The 23,814-nt window shown below is 44.9% G+C and carries 26 protein-coding genes and 3 riboswitches; of the genes, 9 read left to right on the top strand and 17 right to left on the bottom strand.

Annotated elements, in window-relative coordinates; translation table 11 throughout:
* Positions 1-80: 80 nt before the first annotated feature.
* From NSS75_RS07480 to NSS75_RS07470, 3 genes are read right to left on the bottom strand one after another with little or no spacing between them, the layout of a single operon-like run.
* Positions 81-761 (bottom strand): PepSY domain-containing protein, encoded by a 681-nt coding sequence (locus NSS75_RS07480; RefSeq protein ID WP_198097649.1) that lies wholly within the window; start codon positions 759-761, stop codon positions 81-83.
* The gene (locus tag NSS75_RS07475; protein ID WP_103671592.1) at positions 758-2,122 is read right to left on the bottom strand and encodes a HAMP domain-containing sensor histidine kinase; all 1,365 of its coding nucleotides are present in this window, start codon (positions 2,120-2,122) and stop codon (positions 758-760) included. Before NSS75_RS07475 ends, NSS75_RS07480 begins: the two co-directional genes overlap by 4 nt.
* The gene (locus NSS75_RS07470; RefSeq protein WP_216394634.1) at positions 2,122-2,811 is read right to left on the bottom strand and encodes a response regulator transcription factor; all 690 of its coding nucleotides are present in this window, start codon (positions 2,809-2,811) and stop codon (positions 2,122-2,124) included. The genes NSS75_RS07475 and NSS75_RS07470 overlap by 1 nt, the downstream gene beginning before the upstream one ends.
* Positions 2,812-2,912: 101 nt before the next feature.
* Positions 2,913-3,024: riboswitch (TPP riboswitch) on the top strand.
* 96 nt (positions 3,025-3,120) lie between these two features.
* Between NSS75_RS07470 and NSS75_RS07465 the strand changes: the two genes are divergently transcribed.
* From NSS75_RS07465 to NSS75_RS07450, 4 genes are read left to right on the top strand one after another with little or no spacing between them, the layout of a single operon-like run.
* Positions 3,121-3,726, top strand: a complete 606-nt coding sequence (locus tag NSS75_RS07465; RefSeq protein WP_044156171.1) for a YkoF family thiamine/hydroxymethylpyrimidine-binding protein — start codon at positions 3,121-3,123, stop codon at positions 3,724-3,726.
* A complete protein-coding gene (locus NSS75_RS07460; RefSeq protein ID WP_216394635.1) occupies positions 3,723-4,322 on the top strand; it encodes an ECF transporter S component in 600 nt (199 codons plus the stop codon). The genes NSS75_RS07465 and NSS75_RS07460 overlap by 4 nt, the downstream gene beginning before the upstream one ends.
* The gene (locus tag NSS75_RS07455; protein ID WP_198097651.1) at positions 4,309-5,952 is read left to right on the top strand and encodes an ABC transporter ATP-binding protein; all 1,644 of its coding nucleotides are present in this window, start codon (positions 4,309-4,311) and stop codon (positions 5,950-5,952) included. Before NSS75_RS07460 ends, NSS75_RS07455 begins: the two co-directional genes overlap by 14 nt.
* Entirely contained in the window at positions 5,927-6,691 is a 765-nt protein-coding gene (locus NSS75_RS07450; protein ID WP_095713462.1) for a CbiQ family ECF transporter T component, read from the top strand. Before NSS75_RS07455 ends, NSS75_RS07450 begins: the two co-directional genes overlap by 26 nt.
* Before the next feature lie 33 nt (positions 6,692-6,724).
* Here NSS75_RS07450 and rsbRB read toward each other — a convergent pair whose 3' ends face one another.
* Positions 6,725-7,558: an RsbT co-antagonist RsbRB gene (rsbRB, locus tag NSS75_RS07445; RefSeq protein ID WP_024121127.1), complete on the bottom strand. Its 834-nt coding sequence runs from the start codon at positions 7,556-7,558 to the stop codon at positions 6,725-6,727.
* Between the two features lie 222 nt (positions 7,559-7,780).
* Between rsbRB and isp the strand changes: the two genes are divergently transcribed.
* Positions 7,781-8,740 (top strand): serine protease Isp, encoded by a 960-nt coding sequence (gene isp, locus NSS75_RS07440; protein WP_024121126.1) that lies wholly within the window; start codon positions 7,781-7,783, stop codon positions 8,738-8,740.
* 131 nt (positions 8,741-8,871) lie between these two features.
* Positions 8,872-9,027: riboswitch (SAM riboswitch) on the top strand.
* A 128-nt stretch (positions 9,028-9,155) separates the two neighbouring features.
* Complete coding sequence (metE, locus tag NSS75_RS07435; protein WP_216394636.1) at positions 9,156-11,444, top strand: 5-methyltetrahydropteroyltriglutamate--homocysteine S-methyltransferase; 2,289 nt, start codon at positions 9,156-9,158, stop codon at positions 11,442-11,444.
* A gap of 37 nt (positions 11,445-11,481) precedes the next feature.
* Here the strand turns inward: metE and NSS75_RS07430 are convergent, their stop codons facing one another.
* Positions 11,482-12,108, bottom strand: a complete 627-nt coding sequence (locus NSS75_RS07430; protein WP_198097758.1) for a histidine phosphatase family protein — start codon at positions 12,106-12,108, stop codon at positions 11,482-11,484.
* 131 nt (positions 12,109-12,239) lie between these two features.
* Between NSS75_RS07430 and NSS75_RS07425 the strand changes: the two genes are divergently transcribed.
* On the top strand, positions 12,240-12,710 hold the full coding sequence (locus NSS75_RS07425; protein ID WP_216394637.1) for a nucleoside deaminase: 471 nt from the start codon (positions 12,240-12,242) through the stop codon (positions 12,708-12,710).
* A 4-nt stretch (positions 12,711-12,714) separates the two neighbouring features.
* Here the strand turns inward: NSS75_RS07425 and NSS75_RS07420 are convergent, their stop codons facing one another.
* Together NSS75_RS07420 and NSS75_RS07415 are read right to left on the bottom strand one after the other, a co-directional pair.
* A complete protein-coding gene (locus NSS75_RS07420; protein WP_216394638.1) occupies positions 12,715-13,818 on the bottom strand; it encodes a glycosyltransferase family 2 protein in 1,104 nt (367 codons plus the stop codon).
* Positions 13,819-13,937: 119 nt separating this feature from the next.
* Positions 13,938-14,348 carry an organic hydroperoxide resistance protein gene (locus tag NSS75_RS07415; RefSeq protein ID WP_095713467.1) on the bottom strand — a complete coding sequence of 137 codons (411 nt, stop codon included), beginning with the start codon at positions 14,346-14,348 and terminating at the stop codon, positions 13,938-13,940.
* A 143-nt stretch (positions 14,349-14,491) separates the two neighbouring features.
* On the opposite strand from NSS75_RS07415, the gene NSS75_RS07410 reads away from it, so the two are divergent.
* Positions 14,492-14,935 (top strand): MarR family transcriptional regulator, encoded by a 444-nt coding sequence (locus NSS75_RS07410; protein ID WP_095713468.1) that lies wholly within the window; start codon positions 14,492-14,494, stop codon positions 14,933-14,935.
* 29 nt (positions 14,936-14,964) lie between these two features.
* Here the strand turns inward: NSS75_RS07410 and NSS75_RS07405 are convergent, their stop codons facing one another.
* From NSS75_RS07405 to NSS75_RS07365, 9 genes are all read right to left on the bottom strand, one after another.
* A complete protein-coding gene (locus tag NSS75_RS07405) occupies positions 14,965-15,390 on the bottom strand; it encodes an organic hydroperoxide resistance protein (protein ID WP_216394639.1) in 426 nt (141 codons plus the stop codon).
* Between the two features lie 130 nt (positions 15,391-15,520).
* Entirely contained in the window at positions 15,521-16,768 is a 1,248-nt protein-coding gene (gene proA, locus NSS75_RS07400) for a glutamate-5-semialdehyde dehydrogenase (RefSeq protein ID WP_339236792.1), read from the bottom strand.
* Between the two features lie 11 nt (positions 16,769-16,779).
* Positions 16,780-17,877 (bottom strand): glutamate 5-kinase, encoded by a 1,098-nt coding sequence (proB, locus tag NSS75_RS07395; protein WP_216394641.1) that lies wholly within the window; start codon positions 17,875-17,877, stop codon positions 16,780-16,782.
* 361 nt (positions 17,878-18,238) lie between these two features.
* Positions 18,239-19,141: a formyltetrahydrofolate deformylase gene (gene purU, locus NSS75_RS07390; protein WP_024121117.1), complete on the bottom strand. Its 903-nt coding sequence runs from the start codon at positions 19,139-19,141 to the stop codon at positions 18,239-18,241.
* A gap of 70 nt (positions 19,142-19,211) precedes the next feature.
* The gene (locus NSS75_RS07385; protein ID WP_024121116.1) at positions 19,212-19,529 is read right to left on the bottom strand and encodes a multidrug efflux SMR transporter; all 318 of its coding nucleotides are present in this window, start codon (positions 19,527-19,529) and stop codon (positions 19,212-19,214) included.
* Complete coding sequence (locus NSS75_RS07380; RefSeq protein ID WP_024121115.1) at positions 19,529-19,867, bottom strand: multidrug efflux SMR transporter; 339 nt, start codon at positions 19,865-19,867, stop codon at positions 19,529-19,531. Before NSS75_RS07380 ends, NSS75_RS07385 begins: the two co-directional genes overlap by 1 nt.
* Positions 19,868-19,949: 82 nt before the next feature.
* Positions 19,950-20,062, bottom strand: a riboswitch (guanidine-I (ykkC/yxkD leader).
* A 32-nt stretch (positions 20,063-20,094) separates the two neighbouring features.
* Entirely contained in the window at positions 20,095-20,610 is a 516-nt protein-coding gene (locus NSS75_RS07375) for a GNAT family N-acetyltransferase (protein WP_024121114.1), read from the bottom strand.
* Complete coding sequence (locus NSS75_RS07370) at positions 20,600-21,127, bottom strand: DinB family protein (protein WP_103671580.1); 528 nt, start codon at positions 21,125-21,127, stop codon at positions 20,600-20,602. Before NSS75_RS07370 ends, NSS75_RS07375 begins: the two co-directional genes overlap by 11 nt.
* A 113-nt stretch (positions 21,128-21,240) precedes the next feature.
* A complete protein-coding gene (locus tag NSS75_RS07365; RefSeq protein WP_024121113.1) occupies positions 21,241-21,972 on the bottom strand; it encodes a DUF421 domain-containing protein in 732 nt (243 codons plus the stop codon).
* A 157-nt stretch (positions 21,973-22,129) separates the two neighbouring features.
* Here NSS75_RS07365 and NSS75_RS07360 point away from each other — a divergent pair, with 157 nt between their 5' ends.
* The gene (locus NSS75_RS07360) at positions 22,130-22,354 is read left to right on the top strand and encodes a hypothetical protein (protein ID WP_103671579.1); all 225 of its coding nucleotides are present in this window, start codon (positions 22,130-22,132) and stop codon (positions 22,352-22,354) included.
* Between the two features lie 75 nt (positions 22,355-22,429).
* Here the strand turns inward: NSS75_RS07360 and hmpA are convergent, their stop codons facing one another.
* Positions 22,430-23,632, bottom strand: coding sequence for an NO-inducible flavohemoprotein (gene hmpA / locus NSS75_RS07355; RefSeq protein ID WP_339236787.1), 1,203 nt, complete (start codon positions 23,630-23,632; stop codon positions 22,430-22,432).
* Between the last annotated feature and the right edge of the window lie 182 nt (positions 23,633-23,814).

Genomic DNA, 23,814 nt, shown 5'->3' with positions numbered 1-23,814 from the left:
CCTTGTTCGTTATGAGTTCAGTTTACACACTCAACATGAAAGGAAAACGAGAGAAAGATGAGAATTTGATGAGAAAACCATTAGTCTTCATAGATAATATTAGAAACTTTGCCGGTATAGGCGTTTATTTTCACCGTAGCTTCCTTGTCATTCGGGAGATCAACATCTACTTCAAACAGGAGAGTGCCTTCGCTTTCTTCCAAATCGGCGTCATCCGCTTTTCCTCCAGCCTCACGCTCTGCAATGGCTTTTGCCTCTTTTTCCGAAATTGTTGTCTTTTGTTTGTCTTTGCTGCTGATTTTATCAGCGGACACCACCGCTTTTGTCTTCATATCTACCTTCACTTCGTATGTTTCCCCATTATTTTTTTGAATGGTATACGACGCAACTCCGTGTTTTCGCGTGTGTTTTTTGACGGTGCCCGGCACCCTCACCAGAGCGAGGTGCTCAGCTTCTTTTTCTGTCATCTCAGATGTGTTCGTCTTTTTCACTCTGTTCATTGACAATATGTCGCCCGATTTAGCATCAGCTTTTAGAAAATAAATTCCTTTTGGATTTTCCAGAGTCATATCATACGTTTTTTTATCATTGGATTGCGTCACTTTTGTGATGTCGCCTTCATAGGAGGTTTCTACTTTTTTTATGACTGCCTCCTTTGACAGCACGTCCTCATGGGTTTGCTGAATGATAAGAACCGCGCAGATGACAATGGCTAAAACGGCTGCCGCAGCAGCAGCTCCTGTTTTCATTCGTTTTGTCATAGCGCTCCCCCATTCTGTTCTTTAAATTGCATCGTGACATTTGTTCCCTGTCCCGGTTTGCTTTTTACAGACAGGTCAATACCATGCTCATCGGCAATATGTTTGGCAATGGATAGACCTAAACCCGTTCCGCCTGTTTTGCGGTTACGCGCCTCATCCGCCCGGTAAAAACGTTCAAACAGACGCGGGATATGCTCTTCAGGTATGCCGATTCCTTCATCCCTTACAGACAAAAACGGACGTCTGTTATTGAGTCCTGCGGAAATCACAATGGCCTTGTCACTATACTTTATGGCATTATCAAGCAAAATCGTCAGCAGCTGCTTTATGCGTTCTTCATCTGCCGTTACAAGCAAATTCTCCTTGTCCGTCTCGAGAAGGATATCGCGTTTATAAACCGGCTGGAGTGTTTGTATGACTGCGCGCGACACTTCGATCAGGTCAACCGTTTTCAGATCAAGCTCCAGTTCTTTATGGGTCTTGGCCAGCGTAAGCAGCTGATTGGTCAGTTTTTTCATATGGACCGCTTCTGAATGAATAGCTTCAATGGATTCCTCAAGCACTTCAGGCTTTTTTGCCCCCCAGCGTTTCATCAGATTGCTGTAGCTTTCAATAATGGTGAGCGGGGTTTTCAGCTCGTGTGAAGCGTCTTGGACGAATTGCTGCTGTTTATCGTAGTGCTCTTTCAGCATGCTCGCCATCTCATTAAAGGTCAGCCCCATTTGATACAGTTCGTCATGCGACTGTCCTTCCAGAGAAATTGTTTTGAATGCTTTTTCTCTCTGTATGTCTTTCATTGTTGTCACCAATTGTCTGATTGGATTGGTGATATGGCGGGCGAGTAAGCTGCCGGCAAAGAAGGAAGCGATACAGACAGCCGCGCTGGCCGCAATTAAGATGATTCTTAGCAGAAGAAGACTCTCTTCTGTATGCTCCAGCCTTTCCACGAGCTGAAGCGATACGACTTGTCCGTCTGTCCAAATGACCGGGACAGCTGCTGCTGCAAACAGTTTGCCTTCATGCTTTGTCACGTCTGTCGTTTCCCCGCTGTGAAAAGAAAGAGGGAAGTCTTTATATGCTTTTTCCTTTGTGATGGTCATGACGGCTTTCCGATCCGCACTCACTACCCGCACCATTCCATTTGCCGGAAGATAGGCCTGCAGCATATCCTGCAAAGCCACTCCTTGTGTTTCGGCGGTATGAAGAGCTTCGGCGATATTGTCCGTTTCATCGGCAAGACGGGCCGCATCCTTTGAGGTGAGTGCCGATGAAAAAATGAGATAGACCGCAGTATGAACCAATACTAATAAAATCAACAGCCAAATGGATGTATAAAGATGAATCTTTGTCTTCAGCTTCATCATTTACCCTTAATGGTATAGCCGACCCCGCGTACGGTATGAATCAGCTGTTTTTCGTAAGGATAGTCCAATTTTTTTCTGATATATCTTATGTACACGTCGACGACATTTGTATCACCGATGTAATCAAACCCCCATACAGAGCTGAGAATTTGCTCTCTCGTCAGCACTTGCTGCGGATGCTTCAGCATATAGACGAGCAAATCAAATTCCCGGGGCGTTAATTCAACTTCTTTGTCTCCCCGTCTGACTTCACGTGTTTTCTCGTTCACCTGCAAATCGTCATATGTCAAAAATGTGCCGATATCCTCTGTTTTGCTTCCGGTTTGGCGGAGTGCCGCTCTGATTCTGGCAAGCAATTCTTCAATTTCAAACGGCTTGGTGACATAGTCATTCGCACCGATGTCAAGCCCCGTTACCTTATCTGGAACGCTGTCGCGGGCTGTTAATAAAATAACCGGTGTCTCTTGATCCGTTTTCCTCAGCCGGCGCAGCACTTCAAGCCCGCTCAACCCTGGCAGCATGACATCGAGCAGCAATAGGGAATACGAACCTTCCGTGACCGCGTTAAGTCCTTCAGAGCCATTATGTTTGATGGTGACGCTGTATCCTTCATATTCCAATTCAAGCTGAAGGACCCTGGCGATTTTTTCTTCATCTTCCACAATTAATATGTGCCCTTTTTCCAATTCCGATCATCCTCTCATGTTCCTATATGAAAAAAATGATTTCATTGTTTACAAAATGATTCTTATCATCTATTATGATGTCAAAATAAAAAATTGTATACGGAAAGCACTAGGGGTGCTGTTATGGCTGAGATAAAGCGCGCAAAAACGCGCTTTGATCCCTTATGACCCGATCTGGATAATACCAGCGTGGGGAAGTGCAGGTTGACCGAAAGGTGTATTTTTTCGTGCGCTTACTCGATCTATGACTGCATATTCCCTAAGGATATGCAGTTTTTTATTTTACCAAAAAAACAGGAGGTCAGAGAAATGGACAACTTATGCGGTACAAGCAGAATCGCCGGATTTCGGTTCTCTTTATACCCGATGACAGATGATTTTATCAGTGTGATCAAGTCTGCGCTGAAAAAAACGGATACGTCAAAGGTTTGGACAAAGACCGATCATATCAGTACAGTTTTGCGCGGATCGATCGCTCATGTATTCGACGCCGCTAAAGCCATCTACCTGTATGCAGCAAATAGCGAAAAGCACATTGTCATGAACGGGACGTTTTCCATCGGCTGCCCGGGCGATACACAAGGAGATACATATCTGACAGCAGATGAAAAGCGAGTCAATGAAGAATCTGTTCACGACCTGAAAGCAGAGGCTCCATGCCAATTTGCACTTTATCCGATGAATGAGCCGAATTATATGGACATTATCATGAAAGCTGTTGAAATCGCTAAGGCTGACGGCACCTTTGTACAGGGTGTTCATTACGCAAGTGAGGTAGACGGAGATGCACACGACGTGTTCCGGACACTGGAAGCCGCTTTCCGCATGGCAAATCAGCAAACAGCCCATGTCACCATGACCGTGAACTTCTCGGCAAACAGTCCATCAAGAAAACAGAAAGCAGGGATAAAATGAAAAGCTGGAAAGTAAAAGAAATTGTCATCATGTCTGTTATCAGTATTGTTTTTGGCATTGTGTATTTAGTATTCACCCATTTCGGAAACGTACTTGCAGGGATGTTCGGGCCCATCGCTTATGAACCGATTTACGGCATTTGGTTTATCGTGTCGGTGATTGCCGCGTACATCATTCGTAAACCGGGCGCGGCCCTTGTTTCAGAAACCATCGCAGCTCTCGTTGAATGTTTGCTGGGAAATCCTTCAGGCCCGATGGTTATCGTTATCGGCATTGTTCAAGGTCTCGGAGCAGAAGCTGTATTTCTTGCGACACGCTGGAAAGCTTATTCCCTTCCTGTGCTGCTTCTGGCGGGTATGGGGTCTTCGGTGTCCAGCTTTATTTATGATTTCTTTGTTTCCGGTTATGCGGCGTACTCACCGGGCTATCTGCTCATTATGCTTGTGATCCGTCTCGTTTCAGGTGCGGTCCTGGCCGGCCTTCTCGGAAAAGCTGTCAGCGATTCTCTCGCATATACGGGTGTCTTAAACGGAATGGCACTCGGAAAGGAACTGAAAAAGAAACGGAAACGGGTATCAAATCATGCAAGCCTATAACAAGTTGCTTTCGGTTGACCGGCTTAGCTTTTCATATGAAGAAAACGAGAAACCGATTTTTCAGGATATAACGTTTGAGCTCCAAAAAGGAGAATGCGCTTTATTGTTAGGGCCGAGCGGGTGCGGAAAAAGCTCGCTTGCCCTCTGTTTAAACGGGCTTTACCCTGAAGCTTGCGACGGGATGCTGTCTGGGCATGTATTCTTATTTCAAAAAACGATCACTGACGCTGAAACCTCTGAAACAATCGCTCAGCATGTCGGAGTCGTCTTTCAGGACCCTGAGCAGCAGTTTTGTATGCTGACAGTAGAGGATGAAATCGCCTTTGGATTGGAAAATCTGCAAATCCCCCAAGAAGAAATGGTGAAGAAAATTGATGACGTTCTGGAAAAATTACACATCACTCATGTAAAGGAAAAAACGATTTCCACTCTGTCAGGGGGACTGAAGCAAAAAGTCGCGCTCGCCTGTATTTTGGCAATGGAGCCTGAGCTTATTATTCTGGATGAACCGACTTCCCTTTTAGACCCTTATTCAGCACGGGAATTCGTTCAAATGATCAAAGAGCTTCAGCAGGAAAAAGGCTTCGGCCTTCTCGTGATCGAACATCAGCTTGATGAGTGGGCGCCTTGGGTTGAAAGAACAATCGTACTGGATGGAGCAGGCAAGAAAGCCTTAGACGGGCCGACTAAGGATATGTTTCAGCATCACTCAAACATGTTAAGAACAATGGGAATCGCTGTGCCAAAAATTTGTGGCTTACAAGAAAATGTGAGCATACCGTTTACATTGTCAAAAGAAACGCTGTTCAAGGAACCCTTCCCTGCTGGGCCTGCTGAAGAAGCGGCGGTTCTTTCTGCTGAACACGCGGTGCAGGTCCAGAGCTTATCGTTTTCAAGAGGACAGCAGACCATTTTCAAAGACATCAGTTTTTCATTGCGTGCAGGCTCTTTGACGGCACTTGTCGGGCCAAACGGCACAGGAAAATCTACGTTGTTGTCTGTTCTCGCCCGTTTGCTCAAACCGAAAAGCGGCAAGATTCTTCTGCATGATAAGCCGCTGGAGTCTTACAAAGAAAAAGAGTTTCGCAAACAAATGGGATTGGTTTTCCAAAATCCAGAGCACCAGTTTGTGACTGACACAGTATATGATGAGCTGCTGTTCGGCCATGCGGCAAATGCCGAAACCGAGAAAAAAGCGCAGAACCTGCTGCAGCGTTTCGGCCTTGCACATTTGGCGGACCACCATCCGTTTGCGATCAGCCAAGGGCAAAAACGGCGGCTGAGTGTCGCCACAATGCTGATGCACGATGTAACGGTTTTGCTTTTAGACGAACCGACCTATGGCCAAGACGCCAAAACAGCCGCTGAATGCATGGAAATGATTCAGCATATCCAGACAGAAGGCACCGCTGTCCTCATGATCACACACGATATGGAGCTTGTATCTTCATATGCTGACAGCGTGCTTGTGCTTCACGGCACACATTTGGCCTTTGACGGAACACCGGAACAATTATTTTCTAGGGAAGCCGAGCTCGTCCAAAAAGCAAAGCTCACCCTCCCCCTTCGATATGAATGGATGACATACCAGCAGGAGGTGCGTGATGAAGCAGCCGTTACATCTCATTAACCCGGCAGTAAAAGCAGCGGCGGTTTTTTGCTGTGTCGTCATGCTGTCGTTTATTTACAATCCTTACACACCGGCGTGCTTTTATATCATGATTGTTGCGGGTGTCTTGTTTGCGGCCAGAATACCGCTGAAAAAATGGCTTTTGTTCACGATTCCGTTTTTGATTTTAGCATTCGGCTGCGTATGGACAGCCGCTGTTTTCGGCAAGATTCCGACGACCGCAGATAATTTTCTGTTCCAAGCCGGCCCTTTTTCGATCAACAGTGAAAATGTGGCTGTCGGCATCTCGCTCGGGTTTCGGATTTTGTGCTTTTCTGCCTTATCAATGATGTTTGTTTTTACAACCGATCCGATTTTATTTATGCTGAGTCTTGTGCAGCAGTGCAAGCTGTCCCCGAAGCTTGCATACGGCGTCATTGCCGGATTTCGTTTTCTCCCTCTGTTAAAAGAGGAGGTCCAGCTGATCCAGCAGGCACATAAAATCCGAGGCGGAGCGGCGGAAAATGGATTAAAAGAAAAAATCAGCGCGTTAAAGCGCTATACCATCCCGCTATTAGCAAGCGCGATCAGAAAAGCGGAACGAACAGCTCTTGCGATGGAATCAAAAGGATTTACAGGCAGCCGAAACCGGACGTATTACCGGTCGCTTACCGTCAGCCCGCGCGACTGGCTGTTCTTTTTCCTCATTCTCTTGTTATTCGCAGGATCTTTTCTTGTGTCTTTATGTTTTACCTCATAGAAAAAGCCGCTATGTTGAATAGCGGCTTTTTTATTATTGATGATAGTTCAATGCTTGGGCAAGATTGGTTTTAATATTAATGTTCGTAAAATCAATTCCAAGCTGTACAGCGGTTTGCGCAATTTCTGGTCTGATTCCAGACAATGTGGATCTGACACCGATTAAAGTAAGCGCCTCAATCAATTTAAAGATTTGGTGCGCCACCATTGTATCAACAACGACGACACCTGAAAGATCGATCAACAGATGCTCAACGCGTCTTTTCGCACATGCATTAAGCGTGTTCTCAAGAATAAACTTTGCCCGTTCAGTATCAATATCACCGACAAGCGGCAGCAGAGCTGTCGTTTTGCTCAGAGTAATGACAGGCGAGCTTAATTCCAGTATCATTTCTCTCTGGGCATTTAATTGCTGTTTTGCATTCGATTCAGCGTGATCGACGAATGTATAAATGGTAAAATCAAAAACTTTCACAATCAAATCGGCCCATTTTTGTTTCTCTCCCGGTCCAAATGCCGACTCGTTTTCTTCTGCGAACTTCTCAAAATACTTCGTATATAATCTTCGGTTTCTCATAAACTCACGGATGACGTATTGCACCGGGGTATCGAGATGTTTTTGATCATTCGTCAGCTCAATAACCCATTGTTGAAATTCATCGAGAAATTGTTTTTCCGGTAAAACATACATGTAATTCAGATGCCGGTAGAACTCTCTGTCCTGCTCTTTCAGCTCCTCGGTTACAGTTGCATTATGTAAGGCATAAATCGAATTCGGATCGCTTTCCTCCATTGTGTCAATCCATTCCTCGGCCATTTGTTCTACATGCTCAGAAAAAAACGCAAATATTTTTTCATTCAGTTTCATCACACTGCTCCTTTCCCAACTTCTATTATAACTTGACTGACAGCTGAATCCCAGCCATACACGCTAGAGACATCCATTATTTTGAAAATTACTAATCCATTGGATTGTATCCTATTTTTTCAAAATGCTTCAAACGACACTGTCCGAGCGGCTGCTTTTTTCATATAATGTGAGATAACACCCTTGTATCCACTTGCAAGCATAAAAAAGGAGGGCTTTTTTATGAATGGTGAAATCCGCTTGATCCCGTATGTGACGAATGAGCAGATCATGGATGTGAACGAGCTTCCTGAGGGTATTAAAGTGATTAAGGCGCCAGAAGTGTGGGCAAAAGGGGTTAAAGGCAAAGACGTAAAAATTGCTGTATTGGACACCGGCTGCGATACAAGCCATCCCGATCTGAAAAACCAAATCATCGGCGGCAAGAATTTCACAGATGATGACGGCGGCAAGGAAGATGCCATTTCCGACTACAACGGACACGGCACACACGTTGCCGGAACGATTGCGGCTAACGATTCAAACGGCGGCATCGCCGGAGTCGCGCCTGAGGCAAGCCTTTTAATTGTAAAGGTGCTGGGCGGTGAAAACGGCAGCGGAAAGTACGAATGGATTATTAACGGCATTAACTATGCTGTTGAGCAAAAGGCTGATATCATCTCAATGTCCCTTGGCGGACCGAGCGATGTGCCTGAACTGGAGGAAGCGGTCAAAAACGCCGTCAAAAACGGAGTGCTAGTCGTTTGTGCTGCGGGAAATGAGGGTGACGGCGACGAACGCACAGAGGAGCTTTCCTATCCTGCTGCGTATAATGATGTAATTGCGGTTGGATCTGTTTCAGTAGCGCGTGAATCGTCAGAATTTTCAAACGCAAATAAAGAGATTGATCTTGTTGCACCTGGTGAAAACATTTTATCCACTCTTCCCAACAAGAAATACGGGAAGCTTACCGGCACTTCAATGGCTGCCCCTCATGTCAGCGGAGCGCTTGCTTTAATTAAAAGCTTTGAAGAAGAATCTTTTCAAAGAGAGCTCTCTGAATCTGAGCTTTATGCGCAGCTGATCCGCAGGACACTTCCGCTCGATATCGCAAAAACATTGGCCGGGAATGGATTCCTGTATTTAACCGCTCCTGATGAGCTATCGGAGAAAGCAGAGCAGTCACATTTACTGACCCTATAATATTATTTTTCTCATATAATATATACTGTAATTTGTAAAAAAAATTTCAAAATCTTTGTTGACAATGAATTTGAATTGCTGTTAAGATTACCAACAAATGATTCAACTTTTCAAAAAATTAATAACATTTTCTCTTATCGAGAGTTGGGCGAGGGATTGGCCTTTTGACCCCAACAGCAACCGACCGTAATTCCATTGTGAAATGGGGCGCACTGATTTTCGCGCCGAGATTTATATCTCTTAAGGCACGGTGCTAATTCCATCAGATTGTTTCTGAGAGATGAGAGAGGCTGTATGTTTTGCAAAAAAGCCTCTTTCTCTCATGGGAAAGAGGCTTTTTAGTTGTGAGAAAACCTCTTAACAGCCTGTATCCGCGGGTCAACAAGAGTGTTTTACATATAAAGGAGGAGAAACAATGACAACAATCAAAACATCGAATTTAGGATTTCCAAGAATCGGACTGAACAGAGAATGGAAAAAATCGCTTGAAGCGTATTGGAAAGGAAACAGCGATAAAGATACGTTTTTGAAGCAAATCGATGAATTATTCTTATCCGCAGTGAAAACGCAAATTGACCAGCAGATTGATGTTGTGCCTGTTTCTGATTTCACACAGTATGATCATATTCTTGACACTGCGGTCAGTTTCAACTGGATCCCGCAACGCTTCAGACACCTGACTGACAGTACAGATACATACTTCGCCATCGCCCGCGGAATAAAAGACGCCGTATCAAGTGAAATGACAAAATGGTTTAATACAAACTACCATTACATCGTGCCGGAATATGACGAGAGCCTAGAGTTCCGCCTGACAAGAAACAAACAGCTTGAAGACTACCGCCGAATCAAACAGGAGTACGGCGTTGAAACAAAACCTGTTATCGTCGGCCCTTATACGTTCGTCACGCTTGCAAAAGGCTACGAGCCATCTGAAGCTAAAGCAATTCAAAAACGTCTCGTGCCGTTATATGTACAGCTTTTAAAAGAGCTTGAAGAAGAAGGCGTAAAATGGGTTCAAATTGATGAACCTGCGCTTGTCACCGCTTCAGCTGAGGATGTACGCGGCGTAAAAGAGTTATTCGAGAGCATCACAAATGAGCTTTCTTCCTTGAATGTACTTTTGCAAACGTATTTCGATTCTGTTGATGCTTATGAGGAGCTCATTTCTTATCCTGTACAGGGTATTGGGCTTGATTTCATTCATGATAAAGGCAGAAACCTGGAACAGCTTAAGACACACGGCTTTCCGAAAGATAAAGTGCTGGCAGCCGGTGTCATAGACGGACGCAACATTTGGAAAGCGGATCTTGAAGAACGCCTGGATGCCGTGCTTCATATCCTCAGCATTGCACAGGTTGATGAATTGTGGATTCAGCCTTCCAGCAGCCTGCTTCATGTTCCGGTAGCGAAACACCCAGATGAGCATTTGGAACAAGATCTGCTGAACGGATTGTCCTACGCGAAAGAAAAACTGGCAGAGCTGACAGTTTTAAAAGAAGGCTTAGTATCAGGCAAAGCCGCCATCAGCGAGCGAATTCAGCAAGCGAAAGCGGACATCAAAGCGCTCAAGCAATTTGCAACAGGAGCCAATTCTGAACAAAAGAAAGAGCTTGAACAATTAAGCGATAAAGACTTAAAGCGTCCGATTCCGTTTGAAGAACGCTTAACCCTGCAAAATGAATCTCTCGGACTCCCGCTTTTGCCGACAACAACAATCGGAAGCTTCCCGCAGTCTGCTGAAGTACGCAGCGCACGCCAAAAATGGCGGAAAAACGAGTGGTCTGATGAACAATACCAAAACTTTATCAACGCGGAGACGAAAAGATGGATTGATATTCAGGAGGAATTGGATCTTGATGTTCTTGTTCACGGTGAATTCGAACGGACAGACATGGTTGAATACTTTGGTGAAAAGCTGGCCGGCTTCGCCTTTACGAAGTACGCCTGGGTTCAATCATACGGTTCACGCTGTGTACGCCCGCCGGTCATTTATGGAGATGTAGAGTTTATTGAACCGATGACAGTGAAAGATACTGTATACGCTCAATCGTTAACATCCAAGCATGTAAAAGGAATGCTGACAGGTCCTGTTACCATTTTAAATTGGTCTTTCCCTCGGAACGATATCTCGAGAAAAGAAATCGCGTTCCAAATCGGACTCGCCCTCCGCAAAGAAGTAAAAGCGCTTGAAGACGCGGGCATTCAAATCATTCAAGTCGATGAGCCAGCCCTGCGTGAAGGCCTTCCGTTAAAAAACCGTGATTGGGATGAGTATTTGACTTGGGCTGCCGAAGCATTCAGATTAACAACCTCTTCCGTGAAAAATGAAACACAAATTCATACACATATGTGCTACAGCAACTTCGAAGACATCGTCGATACGATCAATGATCTTGACGCTGATGTCATTACGATCGAGCACAGCAGAAGCCACGGAGGATTTTTGGATTACTTAAAAGAGCATCCGTATTTGAAAGGGCTCGGTCTTGGTGTTTATGACATTCACAGTCCACGTGTCCCGTCAACTGAAGAAATGTACAACATTATCGTTGATGCGCTTGCCGTATGTCCGACTGACCGTTTCTGGGTAAATCCTGACTGCGGTTTAAAAACAAGACAGCAGGAAGAAACAGTCGCAGCCTTAAAAAATATGGTTGAGGCGGCGAAACAGGCAAGAGCTAAGCAGACACAGCTTGTATAATACGAAAACCATCTGCAAATGCAGATGGTTTTTTCTTTTAGAAAACGGGAATCGGTTTTCGATGCTCCCCATCCCCTTCTTTTAGTATTTTGGCTGTTCCATTTTTATCAAATGCCACAAGGCTCAATGATGTATCATGTATGTAAGCAGAATTCCATATGTCATGAATGCCTCTTCCCTTTATGATATTTAACAGCATTAATATAAAGACAGAATGGGTAACCAGAAGAATATTCCCGGAAGAATGGCTGTCTAAAATCAATTGGAGAGCCAGCCTTGCCCGGCTTTCGAGGTCAAAAAACGTTTCACATCCCGGCTGGCGATATGCTTCAGGATGATGAAAATAAGCATGAAAAAGATCAGGTTCATCTCTTTCAATATCCTCTTGTTTTTTCCCTTCCCATGGCCCCAGCGACATTTCTCTGAATATACGATCTTTCACCAGCGGCAGGCGGCGCGGTCCCAATATAGCTTTTGCCGTCTCTTCTGTCCGCTTGCTCGGGCTGATGTAAACCTGATTGAATTTAATATCCTTCAGCCGTTCTCCAAGAGCTCGGGCATTGTACAGCCCAAGTTCTGTTACACCAGAATCCAGCCAGCCCTGCATTCTTTTTTCTACGTTCCAATGTGTCTGTCCATGCCTGGCGATATACAAATGCAGCATATGCTCCCCCTCCCTTTTTTCATCTTAGCAAATCCCCCAAATATTTTGTTTATTTTTCATTTTTTTGAGAATGTTTTTTGTACTTCTTTTCGGCTATACTTATATCATTCGATCGACTGGGAGGGTATGGGATGAATCATGAAACGTTTTTAAAGCGGGCTGTCGAGCTTGCTCGTGAAGGAGTGAACGCTGGAATCGGCGGGCCTTTCGGAGCCGTTATCGTGAAGGACGGGGCCATTATAGCCGAAGGACAGAACAACGTCACTACAAGCAATGATCCGACTGCCCATGCGGAAGTAACTGCTATTCGAAACGCCTGTAAAGCGCTTGGGACATACCAGCTGGATGACTGCATGTTGTATACGAGCTGCGAGCCATGCCCAATGTGCTTAGGCGCCATCTACTGGGCCCGGCCGAAAGCCGTTTACTATGCTGCTGAGCATACAGATGCTGCTGAAGCCGGTTTTGATGATTCATTCATTTATGAAGAAATTGATAAATCTGCTGAAGAAAGAACGATCCCCTTTTATCACGTGACTCTCGCGGAGCATTTATCCCCGTTTCAAGCATGGCGGGATCTTGCCAACAAGAAAGAATATTAAAGGATCAGGCATGTGCGGCCTGATCCTTTGTTAATTCACTGAGCAGCTGCTGTGCCTGAGTACACCTCGGGTTTGCTTTCAGCGCTTTTTGCAAATATAAAACGGCTGCCATATGTTGAGGCAATTCAGCGTGACAGACGCCCAGCCAGCAAAGGGATCGAAAATCAGCGGCTCCTTTAACCTGTACGTACTGATGGTTTTCACCTTGCGTTTGCAGACAGGATTCAAATGCTGTAATCGCTTCTCTGACTTTTTTAAGCTGATACTTCATTATCCCTTTGTAGTAGTAAAGGGTGCTGTAATCTGGATAATGCCGCAGTGCTTCATCAATATCCCGCTCAGCTTCTTCATACCGTTCAGAATCAATGAAGAGTTTAAACTTGATATAATATAAAACCGCTGGAGGAATTTGCTTTTTGCTGTTGCATTCATTTATGCACTTCATTGCCAGGCGGATGGCTTTGCTCTGTTCACCGCCTCTGTCGTACTCAGCTGCTTTCTGATAAATGAGAAGCGGGTCGGCATATGACGTCAATAATTCTGTATTCAACATGCTTAAATTACGTTTATGCTTACACTTTGCCTCCTGCTCCAGATAGCCGTAATGGTGAATAACACAAGGGAGAGAGAAAGCGCCGCTTGCCTCCTCACCCACGGGCTTTTCGCAAATTCTTCCCTTAAACGTTATCTTCCGCTGATTCCGTATCAGCCTGATCTGCATTTGTTCAAATGCTTCGTTTTCATCCCATTGCTTTCCCGTATAGTTTATAACCTTTACGTAACCAAGGGACTGCCTGCAGTCATTCAGCAGTGAACGCAATAAGCTTCCCGTATCCACGTCTAACTCTTCATCTGCATCCAAAATCAAAATCCACTCACCCTTGGCATGCTGTAAACTGATGTTTCTTGCCTGCGAATAATCCTGTGTCCATTGATGATGATAGACCTGAGCATGAAAACTTCTGCAAATTTCTACGGTTTGATCGTTTGATCCGGTATCAACGACAATGATTTCATCAGCAATATGCTGCACGCTTTCTAAACAGCGGACAATATGACGTTCTTCATTTTTGACAATCATACAAACTGACAGCTTCGGTCTTTTCATTCGCTCACCTTTTCTCTAGTCTGAATCCACCTATACTACATGTATTCACACTTCGAAAAGATCATAACCAATCCGTTCATATCAAAAAAACATCCTGAGAACTCTCAGGATGCTGCAAATTATTTTAATTCCAATTTTACATCAACATTTCCTCTTGTCGCTTTAGAATAAGGACAAAATTCATGAGCAGCCTCGACAAGCTCTTGGGCTTTATCCCGATCCAATCCCTTTGTATTGACGACAAGTGTGACTCCGATTTTAAAGCCGCCGTCACTTTCATCCTTCATGAGGCTGACCTGTCCTTCAATTTCTGAATCAATGTCAATATTTTGTTCTTTGGCCACGTGTTCAAGCGCGCCGCCAAAGCATGCTGCATAACCTGCGGCAAAGAGCTGTTCCGGGTTTGTTCCAGTTTGTCCTTCTTTTTTTGCATTGGGCATGACAATGTCAAAATCGAGAACCCCGTCATCTGATTGAATATGTCCTGAACGTCCGCCGCGAGCAGTGGCTTTTGCTGTAAATAATGCCATTTGTTTTCAGCCTCCTTATTTGTCTTTAGTTGTTATATTTCCCATACACATCTTTTTAAACATGTTTTGTTTGCCGAGAATAGGAAAAGTGGTGATTTTCAGCTACAATAGTATGTAATGTCAGAAAGAGTTGGTGAACACAGATGCAAAATGGATTTGATCATATGAAATTAGAGAATCAGCTTTGTTTTTTGCTTTATGCGAGTTCGCGGGAAATGACAAAGCAGTACAAGCCGCTGCTTGAAAAGCTGAATGTGACATACCCTCAATATTTGGCTTTGCTTTTATTGTGGGAACACGAAACACTTTCCGTCAAAAAAATGGGCGAGCTTCTGTATTTGGATTCCGGAACGCTGACACCGATGCTGAAACGGATGGAGCAGCAGGACTTGATTACCAGAAAAAGATCTGAAGAGGATGAGCGGTTGGTGATGATCAGCCTGACAGAGAACGGAACGTTATTAAAAGAAAAAGCGGCTGATATTCCGGGAACGATTCTGGGACTCTCAGGCCAGTCCGGCGAGGAATTAAAACACTTAAAATCGGCTCTATATACATTGCTTGAAACGCTGCACCAAAAAAAATGAGGATGCCCTATGTGAGGCATCCTCATTTTTTATTCAGCGACTTCCAATGTGACATCGATATTGCCGGATGTTGCTTTTGAATAAGGGCAGACACCGTGCGCTTTTTGGACAAGTGCCTGTAATTCTGATGCACTGACTCCTTTTCCTTTCACCTGCAGCGTCACACCCAGTTTGTAGCCCTGATCTGCTTCATCCTTTAGCAGGCTGACATGCGCTGTAACCTCTGTCTCCACTTTTACTCGTTCTGTTCTTGCTACAAGCTGAAGTGCACTGTCAAAGCAAGCTGCGTAACCTGCCGCAAACAGCTGCTCCGGATTTGTCGCTTTTTCTAATTTCTTTGATCTCGGTGTTCCCGGCATTGCGACATCGAGCTCGAGAACGCGGTCTGATGAAATTACCTTTCCTTCTCTTCCTCCTACGGCTGAAACAGACGCTGTAAATAATGGCTGACTCATTTTTGTATCCCCCTAAATATATTTTATACAATTAAATTGTACACAATCTAATTTGCGGTGTCAATTTTTTAGTGCACAAAAAAAAGCTTATTCCGTTACGAGATAAGCTTTTTCATCGAACATTGCCCCGCTATTCGCGAATTTGTCCTGTTCCTTTAATGATATATTTTGTAGAAGTTAATGCAGGAAGCCCCATCGGTCCTCTTGCATGAAGCTTTTGTGTACTGATGCCGATTTCTGCTCCGTAGCCAAATTCAAAGCCATCGGTAAAACGGGTCGACGCGTTATGATAGACCGCGGCGGCGTCTACAGCCGTTTGAAAGTAAGCCGCATGCTTATCGTTTTCAGTTAAAATGGCTTCAGAATGATTAGTGCCGTATTTCTGGATATGCTGCACAGCTTCCTGTACACTTTCAACCGTCTTTACACTGATGACAGGCCCTAAGTATTCCGTTCCCCAATCTTCTTTTGACGCCTGTTTGCTTGAAGAATGAAGCCCGCATACGAATTCATCGCCGCGGATTTCGACTCCCGCTTTTTCCAGCTGCGTCAGCAATTCTTTTCCGTGCTGCTCTGCCCACGCTTTGTGGATCAGCAGTGATTCAATCGCGTTGCACACGGAAGGGCGCTGCGTTTTGGCGTTTATGACAATCTTTTCAGCCATTTGCTGATTTGCCGTTTCATCTATGAAAATATGACAGTTGCCGGCTCCGGTTTCTAATACCGGGACTGTTGATTCTCTTACAACGAGATCGATCAGTTTTTTTCCTCCGCGCGGAATCAATACATCCAATCCGTCATTTAACGTAAAGAGTTCTTTTGCTGTCTCTCTGCTCGTATCCTCAATCAGCTGCACAGCGTTGATTGGAAGCGCTGATTGCTCAAGCGCTCTGTGAATAACACTGACGAGTGCTTTGTTGCTGTGAATGGCCGAGGAGCTCCCCCGCAGGACAACCGCATTTCCTGTTTTCAGGCAAAGGGTAGCCGCATCAACTGTGACGTTTGGCCTCGCCTCGTAAATCATTCCGGCAACACCGAGCGGCACACGGATTTTTTCAATAAACAGGCCGTTCGCTTTTTCAATTGTTTCAAGAGATTCGCCGACTGGGTCAGCCAGATCAATCAATAGCTCTACCGCGTCCGCGATGTCGCGTATGCGTTTCTCATCCAGCGTGAGACGGTCAATGACATCGGGTGTTAACCCATTTGCTTTTCCGTTCTCAATGTCTTTTGCATTTTCTGATAAGAGAAAATCCAATTCTTTACGGAGTCCATTTGCAATGAGACTGAGCGCCTCATTTTTTTCAGCCGTTGTTTTCATCATCATTTCAGCTGCTGCTTCTTTCGCCAGCTTCGCTTTTACAGAAACTTCACTCATTTTTCCGCCCCCTAGTCTTTTAAGTTGACCCAGTCATTCCTGTGAATGACCTCAAACGTTTTGTCAAAATCAAGCTCATTGCTTCGTTTGCCTTTTGCCTCCATAATCTCCTCTGATGAATAATGGGTCTGGCCTTTGCCGATCACACCGCCCGGTCCCCGGACTTCCACGACAGCCCCTTTTGGAAAGCTCCCGTTCACGCCCACTACGCCAGCCGGTAAAAGACTGCTTCCGTTATGAACCATCGCCTCTTCGGCACCCGCGTCAATGACGATTTCCCCTGATATCGGCGAGTGGAATTGAATCCATTGTCTCGTATTGTTGACTGAGGATAGCTCCTTGTCGCCGATATAAGTCCCATCTCCCCTGCCGTCTAAAATATCCGCCAGCTTTTGTTCGCCGCTGCCTGTTCCGATGAACACTTTGACCCCAAGAGACAGTGCGGTTTGTGCAGCTAACAGCTTTGATTTCATACCGCCCGTGCCGACCTTTGATCCGGCTGAACCCGCGTATCCCAGCAATTCAGGGGTGATCTCCGGCAAATAATCAAATCGTTTCGCATCAGGATTTTCATTTGGATTGGCATCATACAGCCCGTTAATGTCAGTCAGGATCATGAGCTGGTCTGCATGAATTAATCCGCTGACCAAAGCAGAGAGCATATCATTGTCGCCAAAAGTCAATTCTTCAACAGACGTAGAGTCATTTTCATTAATAACCGGGATAACACCGCGCTCCAGCAATTCCATAATCGTTGCATACGCGTTTCGATACCGCTCTCTCTTCGAAAAATCATTTCTCGTCAAAAGGATTTGCCCCGGGGTAAGTGAGTATTGTTTAAATTGATTCATGTATTGCTGCATTAACAGTGTTTGTCCGACCGCGGCTGCGGCCTGCTTTCCCTTGAGGGTAACAGGACGGGACGGATAACCGAGACTGTAAAACCCCGCCGCTACTGCTCCCGAGGTAATCAAAATCATTTCATGCCCCGCTTTTTTCAAAAGAGAAATTGCCTGAACGTGTTCTCTGATTTTTACCTCATCAATGCTTCCTTTGCTATTTGTAAGCGAACTGCTTCCTATCTTCACTACTATTCTTTGTTTTTTCATTTATTCTCCTCCGCGGCTCTTCGCCAGCCAACTTACAATAAAAAAACCCATTTCATCCTCATTAATAAGGACGAAATGGGTTTCCGTGGTACCACCTTGTTTGAACGCACTTCAGCACGTTCCGCTTCCCTGTAACGCCAGGTTATGCGCCTAGGTTTTCCCCCTAAGACTCCAAGGCAGGTTCGGCAGGTTTCATGCGGCAAAATGTTTCAGCCACTCATTTTGCTCTCTGTCACAGAAAGGTCTGCTTACTAATCCTCTTCAACGCTCAATGATTTTTTTATATTATGCAAAGAAAAAAGCCTCTTGTCAAGGTTTTTTCCACATCAAAAAAGCCCGCATTGCGCGGGCGTCTGGCAGTCTAGTTAAAGACAATGGTTTTATTTTCGTGAACGATGACGCGGTCTTCCAGGTGCCATTTCACAGCGCGGGCAAGAACGCTGCGTTCAATCGTTCTGCCGATATTTTTCAGCGCGTCGGCATTGTCGCGGTGGTCAACACGCTCAATGTCCTGTTCAATGATCGGCCCTTCATCAAGGTCATTTGTGACATAGTGAGAAGTTGCGCCAATCAATTTGACCCCCCGCTCATAAGCCCGTTTATACGGATTGGCACCGATAAAAGCAGGCAGGAAGGAATGGTGGATATTGATGATTCGATTCGGATGAGCCGACACAAAATCAGGCGTTAAGATCTGCATGTAGCGAGCAAGAACGATCACATCAATATCATATTGCTCCAGCAGTTCAAGCTGCTGTTTCTCAACTTCCGCTCTGATATCTTTGTTCGCTTTTAAATAGTGGAATGGAATGTTCAGCGGTTCAACAAGGTCTCTCGCATCTTCATGGTTGCTGATGACAACCGCGATTTCCGCCATGAGATTGCCTGTTTGCCATTCCCAAATGAGCTCATGCAGACAGTGAAGCTCCTTTGATACAAAAATAGCGACACGCTTCAGCTCGCTGGCCATCGTTAAGCTCCACGTCATGTCGAATGTATCCGCAATAGACGAAAACGCGTCCTGGAGTTTTTCTTTTTTCTCCTGAATGCCTTCACAGTCGAAGTCAATTCTCAGGAAAAAACGCCCGCCTTCAGGATCTGTCGTATATTGATTGGATTCAATAATATTGGCGCCATGTTCTAATAAAAACGCAGAAACCGCAGCAACAATTCCCGGCTGATCGGGACAGCTGACCAAGAGACGCCCTTTATCTTCATTTCCGTCACGGTATTCATTTAACCGCTGGGTCATATATGATTTCATGAATAATCCCTCTTATCTTTGTAAGTCTAAACTAATTATCCATTATACTGAAGATTTGATAAAAATCAATTTATGACAGAATTTTTAAACCGACGGCTGAGCATAAGATTAAAGCGATAAAGAAGATTCGTTTGGCGTCTTTCGGCTCATTGTAAAAGAGAATGCCGATAAGCGCCCCGCCCGCGGTGCCGATTCCTGTCCAAACGGCGTAAGCGGTGCCCATCGGAATGGTTTCCATAGCAAAAGATAATAAGGAAAATGAGGCGGCAAAACCGATAATGATCAGCACTACCCATTTGGGGCTTTTTTCTTTCGCAAATTGATTCATAAGTGCGACGCCTGCCATTTCCAAAAATCCCGCGCCTAATAAACTGATCCAATGAAGCATTATGCCTCGCCTCCTTTTTCATCAGCCTCATCCTGTGTCACAAGCTTCAATCCGATCACACCGATTAAGAGCACGCCGATTAACAAAAGCTTCGGCAATCCGACCGGTTCGTGAAACAGAAACATTTCACTCATCACCGTTCCTGCCGTGCCAAGGCCTGTAAAGACGGCGTATACTGTACCGACCGGCAGGCTGGCTGTCGCCTTCATTAACAAATAAAAGCTAACTATGATACCGACGGCAGTTCCGCTCCATGTTAAGACTGAGTCAGCATGCTTTAAGCCCACAACCCAAACAACCTCAAACACGGCGGCTAGCACAACCAATCCCCATTTCATATCACATCATTCCTTTCTATTTATGCAATAAAATTCTCCGAAAACAAAAAAACCCCGGACAGTCGACTCATAATGAGCTTGACTCTCCCGGGCTTTTTTCCCTCCGTGTGCATATGCGCTGTTATGATGCGCATATGTGTTTTCTCTCGGACCAGTCCATGTTAATTAACATGCGGAACCCTAGAAAACTTTATCTGGTCTTATGATACTACACCTCGACGCTGTCTTCAATTGTAAGATTTTCTTTCATACACAGCGATCGGTTTATTCCATTTTCTGATCGTCCGGCTGTAAAGCATGCCGATTTTCTCTGCCACCCGTAAAGACGCTTTGTTATCCGGGTCAATCAAAGCCGCAATTTTGCCGTACTGCCGCTCCTTGAAACCATAGTCCAGGCAGGCTTTGGCCGCTTCTTGCGCATAGCCGTTTCCCCAGTGCCGGCGGGCAAACATATAGCCGATTTCCATTGCCGTTTCATTTTCGGTTTGCTGAGGCACGATTCCGCATTGGCCTAAAAAATCCCCCGTCTGTATGTCTTCGGCGATCCAGAGACTGACCCGGTACCCTTTTTCATTTCTTTTGTTCCAAGCAATCCACTCGCGGGTTTGCCGTTTATCTTTTAAACCGGAATAATATTTCATCACTTCAGGGTCGCTGAAAAGCTCAAGTAAAGATTCTTGATCCCGGTCCTCCATACAGCGCAAACGAATCCGTTCGGTCACAAGCTTCGTTTCAGCGCCCATTTTTGATCATATCCTGCTTCCATTCTTTTTTAAGGGCTTCAATATGAGCTTGATGATAGCGATTATGATCCGCCATATGCCATATCCCCCATCTTACTGTTGCCTTGTCACCCTCGTAAGAAAGCGTCTGATGCAAATCGTTCTCCGTCAAGGTCTTACATACCGATTTCAGCTCGTTTATGACATGTTGATGTCTTGTCAAAAGTTCTTCTAAACCCAGCTGATTCTTTGGTTCAGGCAATCGTCCGCTTTCATCTGTCATCGGGCCGTAAATGTCTTCAATATGTTCTGGGACCCGATTCTCCTTTATGCGCCACACCCATCTGATATCAACATTTGCGATATGCTGCATCAGCTGTGCCGTGCTGTTTTTTGTTTGACAGCACCCCTTATAATATAGCTCTCTGTGAGTCATGCGGCTAACAATGGATGCCAGACGGAGGCTGTTTTCTTCCACTGCGGAATACAGCAGACTGACTGTCGGCGCCATGTCTTTTCTAATGAATAAGTCCCTCATGTTCCATTCCCTCCTTACCTATGTGTACATTTTGACGTAAGGGGGAACATTTCCTTTGCAGAAGGCACAATCTAATCTATCAAAAAAGCGCCGAAAGAATGTCGGCAGCACATTTAATTGTTATTCCCAGGCTTGTACAAATACGGATCATGGTGCGCATCGTTGGATGTATTCAAATCGAGTGAGATGTCACCGCGGTCATTTAACGTGCCGAGCGTGACCAAAGACAGCTGTTTTGGGCTGTGCCCTTTTTCCTCAAGCTTTTCAAACAGCCAGCTTCGGTTTTTTTGAAGGTACTTCAAATTGTGATCAAGGATCTCGCCGTCCAATATAAGGGGTATCGGGATAAAGTTCCGTTCAGCCTCCATATTCAAATCCCGCACCTGCACTGCTCTCGCTTCTTCTGTCGGGATCACGCTTACTTCTCCCGTTTCTTCAATGATGGCAAGATCAATATCAGCCGGATCTGCATAGCCCTTTTCTCTCAGTTTTCCGAGCAGCTCATTGACGGTCAGCCTCTCTTTTTTGAGTCCACGCTCATCGATATCCCCGTTCCGGATTAACACTGTCGGACTGACCACCAGCAGCCATCTCCACTTATTAGAAAGAGCAAGCTTGCTCATCAGAAGATAAAGCAATAAAAAGGCGCCTGCGTAATAAATAGACATTGGCAGCTTGGATGTGAGGATTGGCTCACTGATAATGGTTCCGATTGCGAAGGTCAAAAGCAAATCAAAATTGTTCATTTGTGACACGGCTTTTTTTCCGGCAAGCCGAAACAAAATATATGCAATCGAAAACACGATAACAGGCTTGAATAAAAATGCCCATACCATCCATAACACTGATCATTGCCCTCCATCCGCTAGTCATAATGAATATATTGTTCCCTGTAACTGAAACGCTATGCATATCTTACCTCTTCATCCAGCACCTAAATAGGCGAACGTGCAGAATACAGGCACATAACATAGTAGAAACTCATGTTATTGGAGGGACAGCATGAAACATCAGCATAAGAGTGCCAATTGGCAATATGAAAGCATACAGTCAAAATCCGCAGCCTATCAGCCATACCATACAGCTGACAGGCTGGCCGGTTTAGAGCTTAAAATGGAGCATTTGATCAGAGCCATCGAGGTGAACAATGAATTGCTGAGAACGATTCAAGAGCAGCAAAATCGCGTATGCTCAAGCGGAGGCGGATCAGTCATTGTGCGGATGTAGAAGAAGGCGCTCGTCCGCCTTCTTCTATTTTCCTAAAAAAAGCCCTTCTCATATAAGAAAAGAGCTGCGTGTATGTTAAGAAATGGACTGTGCCAAACTTAATTGAGGACCGAACAGTTCGTAATGGATAGACTCTGGCGCTGACCCGAGCTCCGATACAAGCTTATGCATTTGAGTGATAAATGACGGTGAACCGCAAATATAATAATCCGCATCTGTATTGGCGATCAGGCTTTTGAGGAACTGCTGGTCAATTTGACCTTCATGAAATTGAATGTCACCCGCGCGGTCTTCTTCTGTCGGCTCGCGATACACAAATGCCGTTTTAACAGAAGAATGCTCTGCTGCCTCTTCTGCTTCATCGCGCAGCGCGTGGTATTCACTATTTTTCGCGGCATGGATAAACAGAATCTGCCGCTCAGGCTGTTTGGAAACAGACGTTTTCAGCATGCTGATCATAGGTGTGATGCCAACTCCGGCACTAAGCAGAACGAGATCTTTGCGGGATGAAGAATCTAAAACAAAATCTCCTGCCGGTGCGCTGATTTCTAATGAATCCCCCTCATGCAGCCCTTCGTGTAAATAAGAAGACACAGCACCGTCTTTCTTAACTGAAATTCGATAATAGTCTTTTCCCGGCATATCAGACAAGCTGTATTGACGGATATGCGTATATTCAGAATCAGGAATCCGGACTTTGATGCTGATATACTGCCCTGCTTGAAATTCAGGTAACGGCTTGCCGTCTTCCGGTTTCAAATAGAAGGATGTTATTTCTTTGCTTTCATGCACTTTTTTCGCAACGACGAAAGACTTATACTCCTTCCATCCGCCAGTTTGGTGTTCCGCTTGTTCATACATTTCTTCTTCAATTCCGATAAAAGCGTCAGCTATAACTCCATACGCTTTCTCCCACGCCTGCATAATGTCAGGGGTCGCTGCATCTCCCAAAACATCTTTAATCGCAATCAGCAAATATTTGCCGACAATCGGATAATGTTCAGGCTTAATACCGATACTGCGGTGTTTATGGCCGATTTGTTTGACGACCGGAATGATATTGCCAAGCTGGTCAATATTGGCTGCAGCTGCAATAACGGCATTTGCCAGAGCGGTACGCTGTGTTTTTTTCTTTTGATTTGTTTGATTAAAAATGTTTAAAAGCTCAGGATGATCTTGGAACATGAGGTCGTAAAAACGTCCTGTAATGGATTCTCCGTGCTGCTGTAATACTGGTACAGTGCTTTTTATGATTTCGATTGTTTTGTTATCTAACATCGTTTAACAACCCTTCCGAAAAGATGTATTTAAAATATATCTTTAAAATACATGATCTTACCTTTAAAAGATATATTCAAAATGAATCTTTAATAAAGTTGTCACAAAATTATCAATTTAACGTGACAATTGTTGCTTTTTTATAGAATCCCCTAGCAAAAACGGACTAACCTTTGTAATGA

The organism is Bacillus sp. FSL K6-1012, from assembly GCF_037964915.1.
GTDB lineage: Bacteria > Bacillota > Bacilli > Bacillales > Bacillaceae > Bacillus > Bacillus halotolerans.
This window is presented reverse-complemented; position numbering and strand designations above follow the sequence as displayed.

What these genes read in the sequence shown, in the direction of transcription:
- NSS75_RS07480 (WP_198097649.1), bottom strand. Translation starts at nt 761, where the DNA reads ATGACAAAACGAATGAAAACAGGAGCTGCTGCTGCGGCAGCCGTTTTA.
- NSS75_RS07475 (WP_103671592.1), bottom strand. Translation starts at nt 2,122, where the DNA reads ATGAAGCTGAAGACAAAGATTCATCTTTATACATCCATTTGGCTGTTG.
- NSS75_RS07465 (WP_044156171.1), top strand. Translation starts at nt 3,121, where the DNA reads ATGGACAACTTATGCGGTACAAGCAGAATCGCCGGATTTCGGTTCTCT.
- NSS75_RS07460 (WP_216394635.1), top strand. Translation starts at nt 3,723, where the DNA reads ATGAAAAGCTGGAAAGTAAAAGAAATTGTCATCATGTCTGTTATCAGT.
- NSS75_RS07455 (WP_198097651.1), top strand. Translation starts at nt 4,309, where the DNA reads ATGCAAGCCTATAACAAGTTGCTTTCGGTTGACCGGCTTAGCTTTTCA.
- NSS75_RS07450 (WP_095713462.1), top strand. Translation starts at nt 5,927, where the DNA reads ATGAAGCAGCCGTTACATCTCATTAACCCGGCAGTAAAAGCAGCGGCG.
- rsbRB (WP_024121127.1), bottom strand. Translation starts at nt 7,558, where the DNA reads ATGAAACTGAATGAAAAAATATTTGCGTTTTTTTCTGAGCATGTAGAA.
- isp (WP_024121126.1), top strand. Translation starts at nt 7,781, where the DNA reads ATGAATGGTGAAATCCGCTTGATCCCGTATGTGACGAATGAGCAGATC.
- metE (WP_216394636.1), top strand. Translation starts at nt 9,156, where the DNA reads ATGACAACAATCAAAACATCGAATTTAGGATTTCCAAGAATCGGACTG.
- NSS75_RS07430 (WP_198097758.1), bottom strand. Translation starts at nt 12,108, where the DNA reads ATGCTGCATTTGTATATCGCCAGGCATGGACAGACACATTGGAACGTA.
- NSS75_RS07425 (WP_216394637.1), top strand. Translation starts at nt 12,240, where the DNA reads ATGAATCATGAAACGTTTTTAAAGCGGGCTGTCGAGCTTGCTCGTGAA.
- NSS75_RS07420 (WP_216394638.1), bottom strand. Translation starts at nt 13,818, where the DNA reads ATGAAAAGACCGAAGCTGTCAGTTTGTATGATTGTCAAAAATGAAGAA.
- NSS75_RS07415 (WP_095713467.1), bottom strand. Translation starts at nt 14,348, where the DNA reads ATGGCATTATTTACAGCAAAAGCCACTGCTCGCGGCGGACGTTCAGGA.
- NSS75_RS07410 (WP_095713468.1), top strand. Translation starts at nt 14,492, where the DNA reads ATGCAAAATGGATTTGATCATATGAAATTAGAGAATCAGCTTTGTTTT.
- NSS75_RS07405 (WP_216394639.1), bottom strand. Translation starts at nt 15,390, where the DNA reads ATGAGTCAGCCATTATTTACAGCGTCTGTTTCAGCCGTAGGAGGAAGA.
- proA (WP_339236792.1), bottom strand. Translation starts at nt 16,768, where the DNA reads ATGAGTGAAGTTTCTGTAAAAGCGAAGCTGGCGAAAGAAGCAGCAGCT.
- proB (WP_216394641.1), bottom strand. Translation starts at nt 17,877, where the DNA reads ATGAAAAAACAAAGAATAGTAGTGAAGATAGGAAGCAGTTCGCTTACA.
- purU (WP_024121117.1), bottom strand. Translation starts at nt 19,141, where the DNA reads ATGAAATCATATATGACCCAGCGGTTAAATGAATACCGTGACGGAAAT.
- NSS75_RS07385 (WP_024121116.1), bottom strand. Translation starts at nt 19,529, where the DNA reads ATGCTTCATTGGATCAGTTTATTAGGCGCGGGATTTTTGGAAATGGCA.
- NSS75_RS07380 (WP_024121115.1), bottom strand. Translation starts at nt 19,867, where the DNA reads ATGAAATGGGGATTGGTTGTGCTAGCCGCCGTGTTTGAGGTTGTTTGG.
- NSS75_RS07375 (WP_024121114.1), bottom strand. Translation starts at nt 20,610, where the DNA reads ATGGGCGCTGAAACGAAGCTTGTGACCGAACGGATTCGTTTGCGCTGT.
- NSS75_RS07370 (WP_103671580.1), bottom strand. Translation starts at nt 21,127, where the DNA reads ATGAGGGACTTATTCATTAGAAAAGACATGGCGCCGACAGTCAGTCTG.
- NSS75_RS07360 (WP_103671579.1), top strand. Translation starts at nt 22,130, where the DNA reads ATGAAACATCAGCATAAGAGTGCCAATTGGCAATATGAAAGCATACAG.
- hmpA (WP_339236787.1), bottom strand. Translation starts at nt 23,632, where the DNA reads ATGTTAGATAACAAAACAATCGAAATCATAAAAAGCACTGTACCAGTA.